Genomic DNA, 16,176 nt, shown 5'->3' on the forward strand with positions numbered 1-16,176 from the left:
GGGCTCCGGCTCTCGCGCCGAAGCCTACTGCGCCCTGGGAGCGCGCAGACTGGCCGCACGCAACCTTCGCCGCGGCCTGTTCACCGTCGTGGCGCCGGTCGTGCGGTCATACCGGCGGCGTCCGCGGTCTTCGGCGGACGCCGTCCGTGAGGAGCGGCCGGGCGTGCCCGGTGTCAGCCGAACAGGCCGCCGAAGAGGCCGCCGTGTGCCAGGCCGAGGTAGAAGCCGACCGCGGAGGCGCCGAGACCGAGCACCAGCCCGAAGCGCTCGCGCGTCGTCACGGAGATCCATTGTCCGTAGGCGCCGGTGAGGATCCCCACCAGACCGGCCCAGGAACTCAGCAGGTGCAGGCTGTGGAAGAGGAGCCCGGTGATGAACGCCAGCACGCCCAGTACCAGGGTCACCACGAGCAGGGTGTCCTGGACCGGGTGGGACTTGCCGTCGGTGGAGAAGAGGCCACCGCCCGCGGCGGTGTTCGGTCGCATCGTCTGTGCCATGGGGCACCTCCAGCGAAAAGCGGCGCATCTTAGCGCCGTGCACACCCGAGGTGTCCAGGTTGACGGGTTCGGCGCCCCGATTTCAACCGGAAGCGGGTGTGCGGGTAGTCTGTACGTTCTGCACGGTGTCTGCCCAGGCTGAGCCACGGCGAACCTGGAGAGTCCGTCAGTCGGCCCTCGTTGTCAGTGGCGGCTGATGTACTGCAAGCACCGTTGCGTACGCATCACAACCCTCCTGCCACGGAACGACCGTGGCCGTTGAGTCCAGAGGAGGTGGGTTCCACATGCGTCACTACGAGGTGATGGTCATCCTCGACCCCGATCTCGAGGAGCGTTCTGTCTCCCCGCTGATCGAGAACTTCCTTTCTGTCGTCCGTGACGGCGGCGGAAAGGTCGAGAAGGTCGACACCTGGGGCCGTCGTCGTCTCTCGTACGAGATCAAGAAGAAGCCCGAGGGCATCTACTCGGTCATCGACCTGCAGGCCGAGCCTGCGGTCGTCAAGGAGCTCGACCGCCAGATGAACCTGAACGAGTCGGTCCTCCGGACCAAGGTCCTCCGCCCCGAGACCCACTGAGCCCTTCGCTCAGCTGATCTCGGGATTCGAGTAGCAAGCAGCCAGAGCAAACCCGCCGAGAGGTTCCCCCATGGCAGGCGAGACCGTCATCACGGTCGTCGGCAATCTTGTCGACGACCCCGAGCTGCGCTTCACCCCGTCCGGTGCGGCGGTCGCGAAGTTCCGCGTCGCGTCCACTCCCCGCACCTTCGACCGCCAGACGAACGAGTGGAAGGACGGCGAGAGCCTCTTCCTGACCTGCTCGGTCTGGCGTCAGGCGGCGGAGAACGTCGCCGAGTCGCTCCAGCGAGGCATGCGCGTCATCGTGCAGGGCCGGCTGAAGCAGCGGTCCTACGAGGACCGTGAGGGCGTCAAGCGCACGGTCTACGAGTTGGACGTCGACGAAGTCGGTGCCAGCCTGCGCAACGCCACGGCCAAGGTCACCAAGACCTCGGGCCGCGGTGGTCAGGGTGGTTACGGCGGCGGTGGCGGCCAGGGCGGCGGCCAGGGTGGCGGCGGCTGGGGCGGTGGCCCCGGTGGCGGCCAGCAGGGCGGTGCTCCCGCCGACGACCCGTGGGCGACCGGCGCTCCTGCCGGTGGCAACCAGGGTGGCGGCGGCTGGGGCGGCGGTTCCGGCGGCGGTGGCGGCTACTCGGACGAGCCCCCCTTCTAGGTGGGCCGTACCCCAACTTCTTGATCACACAGGAGAAACACCATGGCGAAGCCGCCTGTGCGCAAGCCTAAGAAGAAGGTCTGCGCTTTCTGCAAGGACAAGGTCACGTACGTGGACTACAAGGACACGAACATGCTGCGGAAGTTCATTTCCGACCGCGGCAAGATCCGTGCCCGTCGCGTGACCGGCAACTGCACGCAGCATCAGCGTGACGTCGCCACGGCCGTCAAGAACAGCCGTGAGATGGCGCTGCTGCCCTACACCTCCACTGCGCGCTAAGGGAAGGGTGAGCCACTCATGAAGATCATCCTCACCCACGAGGTCTCCGGCCTCGGTGCCGCGGGCGACGTCGTGGACGTCAAGGACGGTTACGCTCGCAACTACCTGATCCCGCGGAAGTTCGCTATCCGCTGGACCAAGGGTGGCGAGAAGGACGTCGAGCAGATCCGTCGTGCTCGCAAGATCCACGAGATCCAGACCATCGAGCAGGCCAACCAGATCAAGGCCCAGCTCGAGGGCGTGAAGGTCCGCCTGGCTGTCCGCTCCGGCGACTCCGGCCGCCTGTTCGGTTCCGTCACCCCGGCCGACATCGCCTCGGCGATCAAGGCCGCCGGCGGTCCCGAGGTCGACAAGCGCCGCATTGAGCTGGGCACGCCGATCAAGTCCCTGGGCGGTCACGAGACGTCCGTGCGTCTGCACCCCGAGGTTGCCGCCAAGGTCAACATCGAGGTCGTCGCCGCGTAAGGCACGCCGCTCGGCTTGAGCAGTTGGGAAGGGGCCGCATCCGTCGAGGATGCGGCCCCTTCCGTATGACTGAGGCCAGTGGCGCTGAAGTCAGCGGCGTGGGAAACGGCGTTTCATGGGGAATGACTCAGCCCGCGGTGTTTCACGTGAAACGGTCAGCGCGTCGCTCCCGTGACGATCCAGCGACCCGAGCGGGAACGCAGCCACAGAGTCACCATCCGCACGGTCATCATCAACGCCATGGCCGCCCAGAGCGCGGTGAGCCCGCTGCCCAGAACGGGGACGAGCAACGCCACGGGAGTGAAGACCACCAGGGTCACCAGCATGGCGCCGGCGAGATACGGCCCGTCTCCCGCGCCCATCAGCACACCGTCCAGGACGAAGACCACGCCGCAGATCGGCTGGGAGAGCGCCACCAGAATCAGTGCGGCCACTGCCGCGTCCTTGACGACGGCGTCACTGGTGAACAGCGACAGGAAGAGCGGTCGGCTCAGCATCACCAGGAACCCCAGGGCGAATCCGACGGCTATCCCCCACTGCACCATGCGCCGACAGACCTCGCGCGCGCCCTGGGGATCGTCGGCGCCGAGATAACGACCGATGATGGCCTGTCCAGCGATGGCGATGGCGTCAAGGGCGAACGCGAGCAGGCTCCAGAGGGACAGGATGATCTGGTGGGCCGCGATGTCCGCGTCACCGAGACGGGCCGCCACGGCTGTGGCGATCATCAGGATCGCGCGCAGGGAGAGCGTACGGACGAGCAGTGGGGCACCCGCCTGTGCGGACGCCCTGATGCCGGCCCGATCGGGCCGCAGGGAGGCCTGGTGACGGCGGGCTCCACGAATGACCACGCCGAGGTACACCGCCGCCATCCCGCACTGGGCGATGACGGTGCCCCAGGCCGAGCCCGCGATGCCGAGTCCGGCGCCGTAGACGAGCCCGACATTGAGGACGGCGTTGACGACGAAACCGGCGACGGCCACGTACAGCGGTGTCCGGGTGTCCTGAAGCCCGCGAAGGACCCCGGTCGAGGCCAGTACGACGAGCATGGCCGGAATGCCGAGTGAGGAGATGCGCAGATACGTCGTCGCATACGGTGCCGCAGTGTGCGAGGCACCGAAGAGGTCCACGAGAGCGGGGGCCGTGGGCAGGACGACCGCGATAACGGCGGCCCCGAGCAGCAGCGCCAGCCAGATGCCGTCCATGCCCTGGCGGATGGCGGCCGGGATATCGCCCGCCCCGACGCGGCGGGCGACGGCCGCCGTAGTGGCGTAGGCGAGGAAGACGAAGATGCTGACGGCGGTTGTCAGAAGGGCCGAGGCGATGCCGAGTCCGGCGAGCTGCGCCGTGCCGAGATGGCCGACGATCGCGCTGTCGACCATCACGAAGAGCGGCTCGGCGACGAGTGCGCCGAAGGCCGGTACGGCCAGCGCGACGATCTCTCGGTCGTGCCGGCGCAGAGCCGTCGGGCGGCGTGCGGGGGCCTGTGTCATGAGCACCAATGTAATCGTCCACAGGTAAGAGATGCAAAGCCATTGCGCTCCTTACTTTGAGTTTCGTGGCGTTCGCTTGTGCGTACCGTTCGAGGCGATCTTGGTCCGACTGGGAAAGTTTTTCTTCTGCACAGCCGGTGGACTGGAAAACGGCAGGTCAGAGGGGTCTTGCGGGTGGGGCCGAGGGCTTTTTCACAGGGCTGTCCACCGGCTCGTGCACAGGATTCGCCGAGTTCTCCACAGCATCGGGGCCGTCGTCCACATGGCCTGTGGATAACCAGATTGGCTGACGCCGTTCTGGGCCCTACCGTGGTCCGGCGCCCGCTCCGTCCGCCGGCTTCCAAAGCGTCATAAACCTGACGCGCCTGAAGCGGAGTTGGGCCTCTCATTTGTCAGTGCCGTCCCGTACAAAAGAGGGGCACGGCGAGGTCCGCTCGGCGGACGGGAGGAGGTTGCTCGGTGAGCATTTCCGAGCCCTTGGACGACCCGTGGGCCGACAGCGGTCCAGGTGATCGTCTGCCCGCCTCCCGCCGCCCCGGCGCGGACCGCGGCCGAGGCGAGCAGCACGACCGCGGCCGGGAGAACGGCGCCTGGGACGACGGGGGCTCCGCCTTCGAACGTGTCCCGCCACAGGACCTCGATGCCGAGCAGTCGGTCCTCGGCGGCATGCTCCTGTCCAAGGACGCCATCGCCGACGTGGTGGAGATCCTCAAGGGTCACGACTTCTACAAGCCGGCGCACGAGACGATCTATCAGGCGATCCTCGACGTCTACGCCAAGGGTGAGCCGGCCGACCCCATCACCATCGCCGCCGAGCTCACCAGACGCGGTGAGATCAACAAGGTCGGCGGTGCGTCGTACCTGCACTCGCTCGTGCAGACCGTGCCGACGGCGGCGAACGCCGCGTACTACGCCGAGATCGTCCACGAGCGTGCGATCCTGCGCCGCCTGGTCGAGGCGGGAACGCGCATCACCCAGATGGGATACGCGGCCGACGACGACGTCGACGAGATCGTCAACCGGGCCCAGGCCGAGGTCTACGCGGTCACCGAGCAGCGCACCAGCGAGGACTACCTGCCGCTGGGCGACATCATGGAGGGCGCGCTCGACGAGATCGAGGCGATCGGCTCGCGCAGTGGCGAGATGACCGGTGTGCCCACCGGATTCACCGACTTCGACTCGCTGACGAACGGTCTGCACCCGGGCCAGATGATCGTCATCGCGGCACGCCCCGCGATGGGCAAGTCCACGCTCGCGCTGGACTTCGCGCGGGCGGCGTCGATCAAGAACAACCTGCCCAGCGTCATCTTCTCGCTGGAGATGGGGCGCAACGAGATCGCGATGCGTCTGCTGTCCGCCGAGGCCCGGGTCGCCCTGCACCACATGCGGTCGGGCACGATGACCGACGAGGACTGGACGCGGCTGGCCCGCCGGATGCCGGACGTCTCGGCCGCCCCGCTCTACATCGACGACTCCCCGAACCTGTCGATGATGGAGATCCGCGCCAAGTGCCGGCGGCTGAAGCAGCGCAACGACCTCAAGCTGGTCGTGATCGACTATCTCCAGCTGATGCAGTCCGGTGGTTCCAAGCGCGCCGAGAGTCGGCAGCAGGAGGTCTCGGACATGTCCCGGAATCTCAAGCTGCTGGCCAAGGAGCTGGAGGTCCCTGTCATCGCGCTCTCCCAGCTCAACCGTGGCCCCGAGCAGCGCACCGACAAGAAGCCGATGGTCTCCGACCTGCGTGAGTCGGGATCCATCGAGCAGGACGCCGACATGGTCATCCTGCTGCACCGCGAGGACGCCTACGAGAAGGAGTCGCCGCGCGCCGGCGAGGCCGACCTGATCGTCGCCAAGCACCGTAACGGTCCGACCGCGACGATCACGGTCGCCTTCCAGGGCCACTACTCGCGGTTCGTGGACATGGCACAGACCTGATCCGGCGGCTTGTAGGGTCTCAGATTTCGCTGCACAGTCTCACGGCTGACTGCATATCGCCTGCACTTATGAAGCAGTCGTGAGATGCCGATTGACGCCCGTGGCTAATGTCGTTAGCTTCTGAGCTATGGTTGTTAGAAGGTCGCTGACGCCGGCCGCCGTGGTCGACGTGGCACTCGGCATCGTGGACGAGCACGGGCCGGACGGCCTCACGCTCGCCGCCGTGGCGCACGGCTGCGGGGTCGCCACGCCGTCGCTCTACAAGCACGTGGCGAGCCTCGGCGAACTGAAGACGCTTGTCGGAGCGCGGGTGCTGGAGGACATGACCGACCGGATCGCGACGACCGTCCTGGGCACCGGCGGCGACGAGGCGGTCACTGGGTTGATGCGCGCCTACCGTGCGTACGGCGCCGCGCACCCGAAGCGGTACGCCGCGCTGCCGATGGACCCGCTGCACGACCCGATCCAGGAGGCGGCCGGCGCGAAGCTCGTTGGCGTCATGTACGCCACGCTGCGCGGCTACGGGCTCGAGGGCTCGGCGGCCGTGCACGCGACCCGGCGCCTGCGGGTGCTCGTGCACGGCTTCGTGTCCATCGAATCCGAGGGCGGCTTCGGCCTGCCGGAAGACCTCGACGACACCTACGACCAGCTCATCCAGATGTATCTCGCCAGCCTGAGGAGCGAATCATGAGGATCCCGCTGTCCGTCGCAGGCGTACTGTTCCTGCTCTACCCCGCCCTCCGCCCGTGGGAGGACGAGTCCACCACCTCGGGTGCCGCCGCCGCGATGGGCTCCACCGCGTGGATCGTCGCGCACCTGTGCGCGATGATCGGGTTCATCCTGGTTGCGATTGCACTGCTGTCGATCAACCGCGTGGCGGCGATCGTGTTCTGGATCGGCGCCGGCCTGACGCTGCCGTACTACGGCGCCGAGGACTTCGGCCTGCATGCGATGGCCAACCAGTCGAACGTCCTCGACCTGGCTGAGGACGTGCGCTACAACCCGTTCGCGATGACGATGTTCGGGCTCGGGTTGCTGACCATGGCGGCGGGCGCGATCCTCGTCGCGGTCCGGATGCGCACGGTGCCGGCGATCCTGTTCGCGGTCGGGTTCGGGCTGTTCCTGCCGCAGTTCTTCGGTCCGCCCGCGCTGCGGATCGCGCACGGCGTGCTGCTCGCGGCCGCCTGCGTGTGGCTGGCCTGGGACGCGAAGCGGGTCCAGCCCGCGCCGGTGCCGGCCTGACTTGAGGTCGTTGCCTCGTGCGGATCTGCCAGCACAGTGAGACTGATCTTGTACACACAGCCCTGAGACAGAAGGCATGTCCCCAGGTCAGCACCTCACGCATAGGCAACAGAACGCGAGACCCTGCAGATGTCGTATACGGCATCACCGTAAGACCAGCGCGTGGGTGCTGTTGCTCAGCGCCTTGTCTCGTACCTGGTCAGGACCACGCCGCCGGGAAACGTCCGCGTCTCCACCAGGTTCAGGTTCACCCAGCTGTCCAGCGCGGTGAAGAACGGCGTGCCGCCGCCCACCAGGACCGGATGGGCGGCGATCACGTACTCGTCGATCAGCCCGGCCCGCAGGGCCGCCCCGGCGAGCGTCGCGCCGCCGATGTCCATCGGGCCGCCGTCCTCGGCCTTGAGCCGGGTGATCTCGGCGACCGCGTCGCCGGTGACCAGGCGGGTGTTCCAGTCGACCTTGTCGATCGTCGAGGAGAACACCACCTTCGACATGTCCCGCCAGCGGCGCGCGAACTCGCTCTCCGCCGGGGTGGCGTGGGGCTGCTGGTCGCCGGTCGGCCAGTAGGAGCTCATCGTCTGCCACAGCTTGCGCCCGTACAGCGACAGGTCGGTCGCCTGCAACTGGTCGGACCAAAACTGGAACAGCTCGTCGCTCGGCGGTCCGCTCCAGCCGATGTCGTCGCCGGCCGCGGCGATGTAGCCGTCCAGAGTCAGGTTCATGCCGTAGATCAGTTTCCGCATGGTCCAGCCTTCCGTCCGTGGGTGTCCCGGCGTACAGACCAGCGCGGCTCGGGAAACTCATCGGTGCAGCGAGCGGCGAGACCCTACACCTACGCGGCCGCGGTCTGCCCGGGAGCGGTTCTCCGTGACCGTCCGGAAAAATGGGCTCGACGTGTGCCGGACGCACCGGGTGGACTGGGGGCATGACGACATTCCAGGATGACCTGCTTCCCGGTACCCGCCGGGCGCTGCTGCACCGGATCGCCGTGGCCCAGGCCGAGGGACGGGCGCCGTCGCTCGTCGCCACGGTCGTGCGGGACGGGCGGACGGTCTGGCACGGTGCGCGGACGTCGGTGGACGGACACGCACCGGACGAGAACACGCAGTACCGCATCGGCTCGATCACCAAGACCTTCACCGCCGTGCTCGTTCTGCGGCTGCGCGACGAAGGCGTACTCGATCTCGGGGACCCGCTGGAGAAGCATCTGCCGGGCACCGGCGTGGGGGAGGCGACGGTAGCCGAGCTGCTGGCGCACACGGCCGGGCTGGCCGCTGAGGCGCCGGCGCCCTGGTGGGAGAGATCGCCGGGGGCCCTGCGCCCCGAACTGGCCGATGTGCTCGGGGAGGAGCCGTTGCGGCATCCGGTCGGCCGGCGGTTCCACTACTCCAATCCCGGCTACACCCTGCTCGGCGCGCTCGTCGAGGAGTTGCGGGGCGCTCCCTGGGAGGAGGTCCTGCGGCGGGACGTGCTCGAACCCCTGGGTCTGCACCGCACGGGTGCCCGCCCCGAGGCGCCGCACGCGGGGGGCTGGGCGGTGCACCCCTGGGCCGATGTGCTGCTGCCCGAGCCCGCCGAAGACCTCGGGCGGATGGCTGCGGCCGGTCAACTGTGGTCCACGACAGGGGATCTGGCCCGCTTCGCCGCCTTCCTGGTCCAGGGGGACGACCGGGTGCTGAGCGCCGAGTCGCTTCGGGAGATGAGGACTCCGGCGGCTCCGCCCGAAGCGACGGATGTGGCGTCCGGGTACGCGTACGGTCTGGGGCTCGAGGTGCGGCGGTGGGGCGAGCGGCTCCTCGTCGGGCACAGTGGGTCGCTTCCGGGCTTTCTGGCCTCGCTCACCATCGGTGTGGAGGACGATGTGGCCGCGGTGGTGCTGGCGAACTGCACGTCCGGGCCGGCGCTCTCCACGGTGGGGGCCGACCTTGTGCGGATCGTCGCCGACGCCGAGCCGCGGATTCCGGAGCCCTGGCGGCCGCTGCGGAAGGTCGAGCCGTCGGTGCTGGAGCTGACGGGGCCGTGGTACTGGGGGACCTACGGGTTCGGCCTGCGGTTGACGGCCGACGGGCTCGTCTCGCTGGAGCCGCTGTCCGGCAACGGCCGGCGTTCGCGGTTCCGGGCCAACGGTGACGGGACCTGGACGGGGCTGGAGGGCTACTACGCCGGAGAGGTGCTGCGGGTGGTGCGGCGGCCGGATGGGTCCGTGGACCATCTGGACCTCGGGTCGTTCGTGCTCACGCGTCAGCCGTACGACGTGGAGGCTTCCGTGCCCGGCGGCGTGGACCCGGAGGGTTGGCGGGGCATCGGATAGGGACCGGGAGGCCTCCACGGTCCGAGGGGCGGGCGTTTCACGTGAAACGCCCGCCCCTCGGCGTGCCCGTGTTCGAGATGCTCACAGCGGGAGCTTGAAGCCCAGGTGCGAGGCTTCGAAGCCCAGCCGCTCGTAGAAGCGGTGGGCGTCGGTGCGCGTCCTGTCCGAGGTCAGCTGGACCAACTGGCAGCCCTCGCGCCGTGAGGTGTCGACGGCCCACTCGATGAGCCGCGTGCCCAGCCCGCTGCCGCGCTCGTCCGCGTGGATGCGGACGCCTTCGATGATCGACCGGGTGGACCCGCGCCGGGACAGGCCCGGAATGATCGTGAGCTGGAGCGTGCCGACGACGCGGTTCCCGCGTACGGCGACCACCAGGTGCTGGTGGGGATCGGCGCTGAGCCGCTCCAGCGCTGCCAGATAGGGCGCGAGGTCGTCCGGGGACTCGCGCCGCGCCCCCAGCGGGTCGTCCGCCAGCATGGCGACGATGGCGGGGACGTCTGCGGCGGCGGCAGCTCGTATCGCGAGGTCTTCCATGTCCCGCACCCTACGCGGTGGTTCGGCTCGCGCCGGGCCTGTGCCGGGGTGGTGGCCTGCAGGGGGGATTCGGCCCGGGGCGGTTGCCTCAGCCCGCCGCCACGGTGAGCGGTGCGAACCGGCGGGTCCAGTCCCCGGGCGGTTCCGTGCTGCCGTACATCATGACGTCGTTGTGGAACACCGGTGCCAGCCCGCGTTCCGTCACCCAGGCCAGCAGCTCCTCGTGGCGTACGTCGATGTCGGTGCGCAGCCGGCGGTCGGTTCCGGCGGCGAGGGAGGCGATCAGGGCCTTGGCCGTCTCCGTGTCCCGGGCGATCAGGGGACCGACGACCTGGGTGTCCATGTTGGGCCAGGCCGCCGCGTACCCGATGATCCGGCCGCGTTCCTCGGCGACACGCAACTGGTCGGCGAACGCGGGCAGTCGTGTGATGACCGGGGTTCGGTCGATGCCGAACACCTCATCGTCGAGCCGGAGGATGCCCGTGAGGTCCGCAGCGGTGGCAGCGCGCGTGTCGATACGAGGGCGCGGCTCGTCCGGTGTGAAGTGCCCGACCACCGTGGCCGCCCTGCCGGTGACCTTGAAGCCCAGCTCCTCGTAGAGCGGGCGGCCGAACGGCGTCGCATGGAGGGTCAGAGGGGTGCTGCCCATCGTGGAGAGGACGTGGCGCATCAGCCGCCGCCCGATGCCCTGGCGAGCATGCCGTTCCGCGACCAGGACCATACCGATGGCGCCGAGATCGGGGCGGTCCTGCGGTCCGTACTCGCTCACCACGCACGCGGCGACGAGTCCTCCGTCCGGGTCGTCGATGCCGTAGCCCGTCCCGGCCGTCAGGAGGAAGCCCCACTTGTGCTCCTCCCGCGGCCATCCCCGGTTCTCGGACAGGTCGGCGCAGGCAGTGAGATCGCGAAGCGTCAGGCGGCGGATGGGGGAATGAGCGGGAGAAGGAGTCGACACGCAGGTCAGGCTGTCCGAAGGACCCCCTCGGCGTCCACCCGTTTGGGACCGGACGTACGTGCTTTTGGCCACGCCGCGCCGACCGGCTGCTCAGCCCAGGTCGGGAGCGTGCATGGCCCGCACGCCCTCGATGTTTCCGTCGAGGTAGTGACGCAGGGACAGCGGGACCAGGTGGACGGAGGCGATGCCGACCCGGGTGAACGGCACCCGTACGATCTCGTACTCGCCCGCGGGCTGGTCCACTTCGGGGCCATGCCGCTCGGAGGGGTTCATGGACTCCAGCCGGCAGACGAAGAAGTGCTGCACCTTCACGCCGGTCGCGCCGCCGTCCTCGCCGATGTGCTCCACGGTGTCCACGAAGCAGGGAACCACGTCGATGATCTTGGCGCCGAGTTCCTCGTGCACCTCGCGGTGCAGAGCGTCGACGACGGTCGCGTCTCCGGGCTCGACCCCGCCACCGGGAGTGACCCAGTAGGGATCGACACCGGGCTTGGTGCGCCTGATCAGGATCAGGTCGTCACCGTCGAGGAGAACGGCGCGGGCGGTGCGCTTGACCACGGGTCGGACGGTCATGGGAGAAATGTGGCCCGACTGGTTCCACGTGAAACATCGCACGCCTTTCCGGTCCGCCCCGTCTCCTCCGCTCAGCACCAGGCGGCGGCCGCCCGCAAAAGCCACTCATGGGCCCGCGCGATGTGCGGCATCGCCAGTGTTCCGGTGCGGACCGCGAGGAAGTAGGTGCGCAGCGGTGGTACCGGCGGCTCGTGCAGGGGCACGATCTCGCCCCGGCCCAGGGCGGCCGCGCACAGATACCGGGGCAGTACCGCGAGCCCCGCGCCCGCCACGACGCAGGCGAGGACCGCACGCAGATCGGGGACGATCACGGTGCCGGACGCCGCGGGCCGGGCATCGAAGACGGAGCCCCAGTAGCGGGAGGCGAAGGGGAGCGACTCGTGGACCTCGATCACGGGGACGGTCTCCAGGGCCGGCACCACCGTGCGACGCGGTGTCGCCGGGGCGATCCGCTCGGCCCAGCGCGGAGCGGCGACCAGGACGTGTTCCTCGTCGCACAGCGGAGCCGCCGTGAGCAGTCCGCCGCGGGGCCGGGCCGTGCTGATGGCCAGATCATGATGTCCGGCGGACAGGCCATCCAGGGTCTCCTCGGCGGTCCCGAAGGAGGTGCGCAGCGCGAAGCCCTGCCCGTCGTCGCCGGTCAGCCCGGTCAGCGCGGGCAGTGCCCGTTCCGCGACGAACTCCGGCGGCCCTGCCAGATGCAGCGTCCGCAGGGAGGACTCGTCGTCGAGCCCAGCCTCGGTGATCTCCACGAGGGCGTCCAGGTGCGGTGCGGTCTTGTGCGCGAGTTCGTCGCCGATGGTCGTGGGCGTCACACCGCGGGCCTGGCGCAGGAACAGGGGGCGTCCGAGCTGCCGTTCCAGCGTGCGGATCTGGGAGGTGACGGCAGGCTGGGAGAGACCGAGGAGCGCCGCGGCGCGGGTGAAGGAGCCCGCGCGGTGCACGGTCACGAACGTGCGCAGCAACGCCAGATCCATGGCACGCCCACCCCTCCTGGTGCCCTTTCGCACGACTCTCTGTGGCCCCGCCCAACTATAAATATGTCGATAGGTCTCTGTCGCTACCGTGATTGGACACTGACACAGAGTCAACTAGCCTTGGTCGCGCGGTTCTTCGCGCGCGGAACCGAGGGCGGTCCGAGCCACGAGGGGGGAGGCTCGGACCGCCCGCCTCCGCACGGACGGAAACCGCCGGAGACCCGCCATGGCCCCGCCGGCGTCCGGGAGAGGGTCAGTGGGCCGACTCGTCCAGCGCCCGCAGCACATCCGCCACCAGGTCCTCGGGGTCCTCCGCGCCCACGGACATCCGGATGAAGCCCTCCGGCACCGCGTCGCCGCCCCAGCGTCCGCGCCGCTCGGCCGTGGAGCGCACCCCGCCGAAGCTCGTCGCGTCGTCCACGAGCCGGAGCGCGTCGAGGAATCGCTCGGCACGCGCGCGCGTGGGCAGCGTGAAGGACACCACGCACCCATAGCGCCGCATCTGCCGGGACGCGAGCTGGTGCGAGGGGTCGTCGGGCAACCCGGGGTAGCGCAGCCCGGTCACCTCGGGCCGTCCGCGCAGCGCCTCGGCGAGAGCGAGGGCGGAGGCGTTCTGCCGCTCGACGCGCAGGTGCAGGGTGGCGATCGAGCGGTGCGCGAGCCATGCCTCCATCGGCCCCGGGATCGCGCCGACGATCTTGCGCCAGCGGCGTACGGCCGCCATGGCCTCGCCGCCCTGGCCGACGACGTACCCCAGCAGGAGGTCGCCGTGCCCGGTGAGCTGCTTGGTGCCGCTGGCCACGGAGAAGTCCGCGCCCAGCGTCAACGGCCGCTGCCCGAGCGGGGTCGCCAGGGTGTTGTCGACGGCGACCAGGGCGCCACGCGCGTGTGCCGCCTCGACCAGCCGCCGGATGTCGCACACGTCCAGCCCCGGGTTCGAGGGGGACTCGATCCACAGCAGCCGGGCCCCGTCCAGCGCGTCGAGCTGGGCGTCCCCGCCGGTCGGCGCCGTGCGCACCTCGATCCCGTACTCCTGAAGCTGCTCGCGCACCAGGGGCAGTGCCTGGTACCCGTCGCTCGGCAGCACCACCGTGTCCCCGGTACGCAGTTGGGAGAAGAGCACCGACGAGATGGCGGCCATGCCGGAGGCGAACGTCAGTGTCTCGACGTCCTCCTGCCTGGGTGCCTCCAGCTCGCCGATGGCGCGCTCCAGCAGCGTCCAGGTCGGGTTCTCGTCGCGGCCGTAGGTGTACGGCCCCGTGGGGTCGCCCGGCAGATGGAAGTGGGCGGCGAACACCGGCCCCGGAAGGGTCGGTTCGTGCTTGACCGGCTCGGGCAGCCCGGCCCGCACCGCACGCGTGCCGTCACCGGCGCCGGTGGGGAAACGGGGCCGCCCCGGGGTGCCGTTCGGATCGTTCGCAGCGGAGTCGTTCATGTCGGTTCAGTCCTCTTCCGGCAGGACCAGGTTCAGCGCCCAGGAGACGACCGAGACGATCAGGCCGCCCAGAACGGCCGTCCAGAAGCCCTCGACGTGGAAGCTCAGGTGGAGCCTGCCGCACACCCACGACGTCAGCATCAGCATCAGGGCGTTGACCACCAGGGTGATCAGGCCCAGGGTCAGGATGAACAACGGGAAGGTCAGTACCTTCACGATCGGCTTGACCAGGAAGTTCACCAGCCCGAAGATCAGAGCGACGACGATCAGCGTCCCGGCCTTCTTGGCGGTGCTGTCCCCGGTCAGGGTGATCTTGTCGAGCAGCCACACGGCGACCGCCAGGGCGCCCGCGTTGGCGATCGTCTTGACTACGAAATTCTTCATGTGTCTGATCGTGGCAGACCAGATCGACTACGAGTACGGGCGAGGGCGATGAAGGCATTCCGGCTGGACGAACTGGAGACGGAACGAGCCGCCAACGAGGGTGCCTACCTTCAGTTCCTGCGCGAGCGGAACATGTCGGTCGGTCTGTACGCGCTCGACGCAGGCGGGAACGATCCGCAGAAGCCGCACGGCCAGGACGAGGTGTACTTCGTCGTGAGCGGCCGCGCCTCGATCACGGTCGGTCTGGAGACGACCGAGGTGGCACGCGGCAGCGTGGTGTACGTGCCGGCCGGCGTTGCCCACAAGTTCCACCACATCAGCGAGGATCTGCGGGTCCTGGTGGTGTTCTCTCCCCCGGAGGCCTGAGGCAGCGGCGTCTCGGGGTTCCCTAGGGGACGGCTCAGGGCAGGACAAGGGATGCGAGGGCTCCGCGGGACGCCCTCCGGGCTCTAGCATCGAGTACAGAGCATCGACAGGGCCCGCACCGGGGAGTGCGGGACGCCGACAGGGCCCGGCACCGCGCCGGCAAAGAGATGAGGACGAGGGCAATGCGAGAGATCTTCGCGGGTCTGCCGTGGTGGGTGAAGTGGATCGCGGTGCCCGTCATCGCTCTGGTCGTCTTCGGCGGCGTGATAGCGAGCGTGATCGGCTTCGTGGTCTGGCTGCTGTTCAAGGTGCTGATCTTCGTCGCCCTGGTCGGCGGGCTGATCTACATCGTGCGGAAGTTCCTGGCGGGTTCGTCCTCACGCAGCGACTGGTGAGTGCCGGGGGGCACCGGTGATCGGTAACGGAAATCGCCGGTTCCCTCGCGGGAGGGAAGTTTCCCGGACAAGCCGTCCGTGTGCGGTGACAGGCGGATAAGGTCCGGGGATCGACGCGGGGACCGGCCCCCGCGGGGGGCGTACACCCCCTTCGTGTTCCCCGCACGGCTGCCCCCTCGCGCTACGGGAGTGACCCCTTGGCCACGGTTGACACCGCACCCGCAGAACGGCACGCGCCGCCCGCACCCCGGGGGCCGTCCCGCTCGACGGCCCTCCCGGCGCAGCCACGTTCGTCGGGCCGCGTGGAACGGCCCGGGGCCACGGTCCCCGAGCAGCCGCGACCCCAGCAGCCTCCGACCCTCATCGGGTCCGTCCAGCGCGCGATGCGCCTACTGGAGACCGTCGCGCGGCACGAGCACGGAGCACCCGCCAAGCAGCTCGCCCGTGAGACGGGCCTGGCCCTGCCCACCGCCTACCACCTGCTGCGCACCCTCGTCCACGAGGGCTATCTGTGCCGCGATCGGGGCCTGTTCTTCCTGGGCGAGGCCGCCGAGCGGCTGAGCAGCAGCGGAGCGGCGCAGAAACGGCGCACCACGCTCGTCGAGGTGCTCGCCCAGTGGCGGGATTCCCTCGGCGCCCCGCTGTACTACGCGATGTACCGCGAGGGCGAGATCGAGCTCATGTGCGTCTCCGCCACCGCGGCCATCCCGGCGGTCGAGGAATGGGCCGGCTTCCGCGAGACCGGGCACGCGCACGCGATCGGCCAGTGCCTGCTGTCCCAGCTGGACGACACGGCCCGCCGCGACCATCTCGACCGCTACCCCGTGCGGTCCCTCACCCCGTACACGGTCCGTGACGATCGCACGGTGCTGCGACGCCTGGAGCGGACCCGGCCTCTGGAGCCGGTGACCGAGCGGCAGGAGTACGCGCTGGGGGCGGTCTGCGCGGCGATTCCCCTCACGGTGGGTACCACGGCGGCCGCGATCGCCCTCTCTCTTCCGGCCCACCAGGCGGACCGGCTGATGCCCGCCGCGCGCCGGCTGCAGCACGAGGTGGGACGGCGTCTGGGCTCCCTGGCGCTCTCTATCAGTATCTGAAAACTCACTCC

At 69.4% G+C, this 16,176-nt stretch carries 20 protein-coding genes; 11 read left to right on the forward strand and 9 right to left on the reverse strand.

The features are described 5' to 3' along the window. Positions 1-173 precede the first annotated feature (173 nt). The gene (locus ACIHCX_RS18260) at positions 174-497 is read right to left on the reverse strand and encodes a hypothetical protein (RefSeq protein WP_400030495.1); all 324 of its coding nucleotides are present in this window, start codon (positions 495-497) and stop codon (positions 174-176) included. A 284-nt stretch (positions 498-781) separates the two neighbouring features. Here ACIHCX_RS18260 and rpsF point away from each other — a divergent pair, with 284 nt between their 5' ends. The 4 genes from rpsF to rplI all read left to right on the forward strand — a co-directional run bounded on the left by rpsF (position 782) and on the right by rplI (position 2,468). Then, complete coding sequence (rpsF, locus tag ACIHCX_RS18265) at positions 782-1,072, forward strand: 30S ribosomal protein S6 (protein WP_019324683.1); 291 nt, start codon at positions 782-784, stop codon at positions 1,070-1,072. A 70-nt stretch (positions 1,073-1,142) separates the two neighbouring features. Continuing rightward, positions 1,143-1,724 (forward strand): single-stranded DNA-binding protein, encoded by a 582-nt coding sequence (locus tag ACIHCX_RS18270; RefSeq protein ID WP_400030497.1) that lies wholly within the window; start codon positions 1,143-1,145, stop codon positions 1,722-1,724. A 42-nt stretch (positions 1,725-1,766) separates the two neighbouring features. Next, positions 1,767-2,003, forward strand: coding sequence for a 30S ribosomal protein S18 (rpsR, locus tag ACIHCX_RS18275; RefSeq protein ID WP_003949403.1), 237 nt, complete (start codon positions 1,767-1,769; stop codon positions 2,001-2,003). A gap of 18 nt (positions 2,004-2,021) precedes the next feature. Beyond that, positions 2,022-2,468 carry a 50S ribosomal protein L9 gene (gene rplI, locus ACIHCX_RS18280; protein ID WP_400030499.1) on the forward strand — a complete coding sequence of 149 codons (447 nt, stop codon included), beginning with the start codon at positions 2,022-2,024 and terminating at the stop codon, positions 2,466-2,468. Between the two features lie 155 nt (positions 2,469-2,623). Here the strand turns inward: rplI and ACIHCX_RS18285 are convergent, their stop codons facing one another. Further along, entirely contained in the window at positions 2,624-3,961 is a 1,338-nt protein-coding gene (locus tag ACIHCX_RS18285) for an MATE family efflux transporter (RefSeq protein WP_400030501.1), read from the reverse strand. 459 nt (positions 3,962-4,420) lie between these two features. On the opposite strand from ACIHCX_RS18285, the gene dnaB reads away from it, so the two are divergent. The 3 genes from dnaB to ACIHCX_RS18300 all read left to right on the forward strand — a co-directional run bounded on the left by dnaB (position 4,421) and on the right by ACIHCX_RS18300 (position 7,138). Beyond that, the gene (gene dnaB / locus ACIHCX_RS18290) at positions 4,421-5,896 is read left to right on the forward strand and encodes a replicative DNA helicase (RefSeq protein ID WP_400030503.1); all 1,476 of its coding nucleotides are present in this window, start codon (positions 4,421-4,423) and stop codon (positions 5,894-5,896) included. Between the two features lie 127 nt (positions 5,897-6,023). Next, a complete protein-coding gene (locus ACIHCX_RS18295) occupies positions 6,024-6,587 on the forward strand; it encodes a TetR/AcrR family transcriptional regulator (protein ID WP_400030506.1) in 564 nt (187 codons plus the stop codon). Then, complete coding sequence (locus ACIHCX_RS18300) at positions 6,584-7,138, forward strand: hypothetical protein (RefSeq protein ID WP_400030508.1); 555 nt, start codon at positions 6,584-6,586, stop codon at positions 7,136-7,138. Before ACIHCX_RS18295 ends, ACIHCX_RS18300 begins: the two co-directional genes overlap by 4 nt. Positions 7,139-7,314: 176 nt before the next feature. Here the strand turns inward: ACIHCX_RS18300 and ACIHCX_RS18305 are convergent, their stop codons facing one another. Continuing rightward, positions 7,315-7,881: a dihydrofolate reductase family protein gene (locus ACIHCX_RS18305; protein ID WP_400030510.1), complete on the reverse strand. Its 567-nt coding sequence runs from the start codon at positions 7,879-7,881 to the stop codon at positions 7,315-7,317. A 182-nt stretch (positions 7,882-8,063) separates the two neighbouring features. On the opposite strand from ACIHCX_RS18305, the gene ACIHCX_RS18310 reads away from it, so the two are divergent. Continuing rightward, on the forward strand, positions 8,064-9,449 hold the full coding sequence (locus ACIHCX_RS18310; protein ID WP_400030512.1) for a serine hydrolase domain-containing protein: 1,386 nt from the start codon (positions 8,064-8,066) through the stop codon (positions 9,447-9,449). Positions 9,450-9,530: 81 nt separating this feature from the next. On the opposite strand, the gene ACIHCX_RS18315 is transcribed toward ACIHCX_RS18310, so the two are convergent. From ACIHCX_RS18315 to ACIHCX_RS18340, 6 genes are all read right to left on the reverse strand, one after another. Beyond that, entirely contained in the window at positions 9,531-9,983 is a 453-nt protein-coding gene (locus ACIHCX_RS18315) for a GNAT family N-acetyltransferase (RefSeq protein WP_400030514.1), read from the reverse strand. An 88-nt stretch (positions 9,984-10,071) separates the two neighbouring features. Next, the gene (locus ACIHCX_RS18320) at positions 10,072-10,938 is read right to left on the reverse strand and encodes a GNAT family N-acetyltransferase (RefSeq protein ID WP_400030516.1); all 867 of its coding nucleotides are present in this window, start codon (positions 10,936-10,938) and stop codon (positions 10,072-10,074) included. A gap of 90 nt (positions 10,939-11,028) precedes the next feature. Next, positions 11,029-11,511, reverse strand: a complete 483-nt coding sequence (locus tag ACIHCX_RS18325) for an NUDIX domain-containing protein (protein ID WP_400030518.1) — start codon at positions 11,509-11,511, stop codon at positions 11,029-11,031. A 71-nt stretch (positions 11,512-11,582) separates the two neighbouring features. Then, complete coding sequence (locus tag ACIHCX_RS18330) at positions 11,583-12,488, reverse strand: LysR family transcriptional regulator (protein WP_400030520.1); 906 nt, start codon at positions 12,486-12,488, stop codon at positions 11,583-11,585. Between the two features lie 253 nt (positions 12,489-12,741). Continuing rightward, positions 12,742-13,923: a cystathionine gamma-lyase gene (locus ACIHCX_RS18335; protein WP_400030523.1), complete on the reverse strand. Its 1,182-nt coding sequence runs from the start codon at positions 13,921-13,923 to the stop codon at positions 12,742-12,744. 6 nt (positions 13,924-13,929) lie between these two features. Next, positions 13,930-14,307, reverse strand: a complete 378-nt coding sequence (locus ACIHCX_RS18340; RefSeq protein ID WP_400030525.1) for a phage holin family protein — start codon at positions 14,305-14,307, stop codon at positions 13,930-13,932. 48 nt (positions 14,308-14,355) lie between these two features. On the opposite strand from ACIHCX_RS18340, the gene ACIHCX_RS18345 reads away from it, so the two are divergent. The 3 genes from ACIHCX_RS18345 (at position 14,356) to ACIHCX_RS18355 (ending at position 16,165) form a co-directional block, all read left to right on the forward strand. After that, positions 14,356-14,673, forward strand: a complete 318-nt coding sequence (locus tag ACIHCX_RS18345) for a cupin domain-containing protein (RefSeq protein WP_400030527.1) — start codon at positions 14,356-14,358, stop codon at positions 14,671-14,673. 182 nt (positions 14,674-14,855) lie between these two features. Then, the gene (locus ACIHCX_RS18350) at positions 14,856-15,068 is read left to right on the forward strand and encodes a DUF5326 family protein (protein WP_392303796.1); all 213 of its coding nucleotides are present in this window, start codon (positions 14,856-14,858) and stop codon (positions 15,066-15,068) included. 197 nt (positions 15,069-15,265) lie between these two features. After that, entirely contained in the window at positions 15,266-16,165 is a 900-nt protein-coding gene (locus ACIHCX_RS18355) for an IclR family transcriptional regulator (RefSeq protein WP_400030529.1), read from the forward strand. The last annotated feature ends 11 nt before the right edge of the window (positions 16,166-16,176 follow it).

Source organism: Streptomyces sp. NPDC052043, assembly GCF_044548235.1.
Classification (GTDB): Bacteria; Actinomycetota; Actinomycetes; order Streptomycetales; family Streptomycetaceae; genus Streptomyces.

Excerpts from the sequence above, each read along its gene's own strand:
- ACIHCX_RS18310 (WP_400030512.1), top strand. The coding sequence starts at position 8,064 with ATGACGACATTCCAGGATGACCTGCTTCCCGGTACCCGCCGGGCGCTG.
- rplI (WP_400030499.1), top strand. The coding sequence starts at position 2,022 with ATGAAGATCATCCTCACCCACGAGGTCTCCGGCCTCGGTGCCGCGGGC.
- ACIHCX_RS18325 (WP_400030518.1), bottom strand. The coding sequence starts at position 11,511 with ATGACCGTCCGACCCGTGGTCAAGCGCACCGCCCGCGCCGTTCTCCTC.
- ACIHCX_RS18350 (WP_392303796.1), top strand. The coding sequence starts at position 14,856 with ATGCGAGAGATCTTCGCGGGTCTGCCGTGGTGGGTGAAGTGGATCGCG.
- ACIHCX_RS18345 (WP_400030527.1), top strand. The coding sequence starts at position 14,356 with ATGAAGGCATTCCGGCTGGACGAACTGGAGACGGAACGAGCCGCCAAC.
- ACIHCX_RS18300 (WP_400030508.1), top strand. The coding sequence starts at position 6,584 with ATGAGGATCCCGCTGTCCGTCGCAGGCGTACTGTTCCTGCTCTACCCC.
- ACIHCX_RS18285 (WP_400030501.1), bottom strand. The coding sequence starts at position 3,961 with ATGACACAGGCCCCCGCACGCCGCCCGACGGCTCTGCGCCGGCACGAC.
- ACIHCX_RS18335 (WP_400030523.1), bottom strand. The coding sequence starts at position 13,923 with ATGAACGACTCCGCTGCGAACGATCCGAACGGCACCCCGGGGCGGCCC.
- ACIHCX_RS18315 (WP_400030514.1), bottom strand. The coding sequence starts at position 9,983 with ATGGAAGACCTCGCGATACGAGCTGCCGCCGCCGCAGACGTCCCCGCC.
- rpsR (WP_003949403.1), top strand. The coding sequence starts at position 1,767 with ATGGCGAAGCCGCCTGTGCGCAAGCCTAAGAAGAAGGTCTGCGCTTTC.
- ACIHCX_RS18330 (WP_400030520.1), bottom strand. The coding sequence starts at position 12,488 with ATGGATCTGGCGTTGCTGCGCACGTTCGTGACCGTGCACCGCGCGGGC.
- ACIHCX_RS18305 (WP_400030510.1), bottom strand. The coding sequence starts at position 7,881 with ATGCGGAAACTGATCTACGGCATGAACCTGACTCTGGACGGCTACATC.
- ACIHCX_RS18295 (WP_400030506.1), top strand. The coding sequence starts at position 6,024 with ATGGTTGTTAGAAGGTCGCTGACGCCGGCCGCCGTGGTCGACGTGGCA.
- ACIHCX_RS18340 (WP_400030525.1), bottom strand. The coding sequence starts at position 14,307 with ATGAAGAATTTCGTAGTCAAGACGATCGCCAACGCGGGCGCCCTGGCG.
- ACIHCX_RS18270 (WP_400030497.1), top strand. The coding sequence starts at position 1,143 with ATGGCAGGCGAGACCGTCATCACGGTCGTCGGCAATCTTGTCGACGAC.
- ACIHCX_RS18260 (WP_400030495.1), bottom strand. The coding sequence starts at position 497 with ATGGCACAGACGATGCGACCGAACACCGCCGCGGGCGGTGGCCTCTTC.
- rpsF (WP_019324683.1), top strand. The coding sequence starts at position 782 with ATGCGTCACTACGAGGTGATGGTCATCCTCGACCCCGATCTCGAGGAG.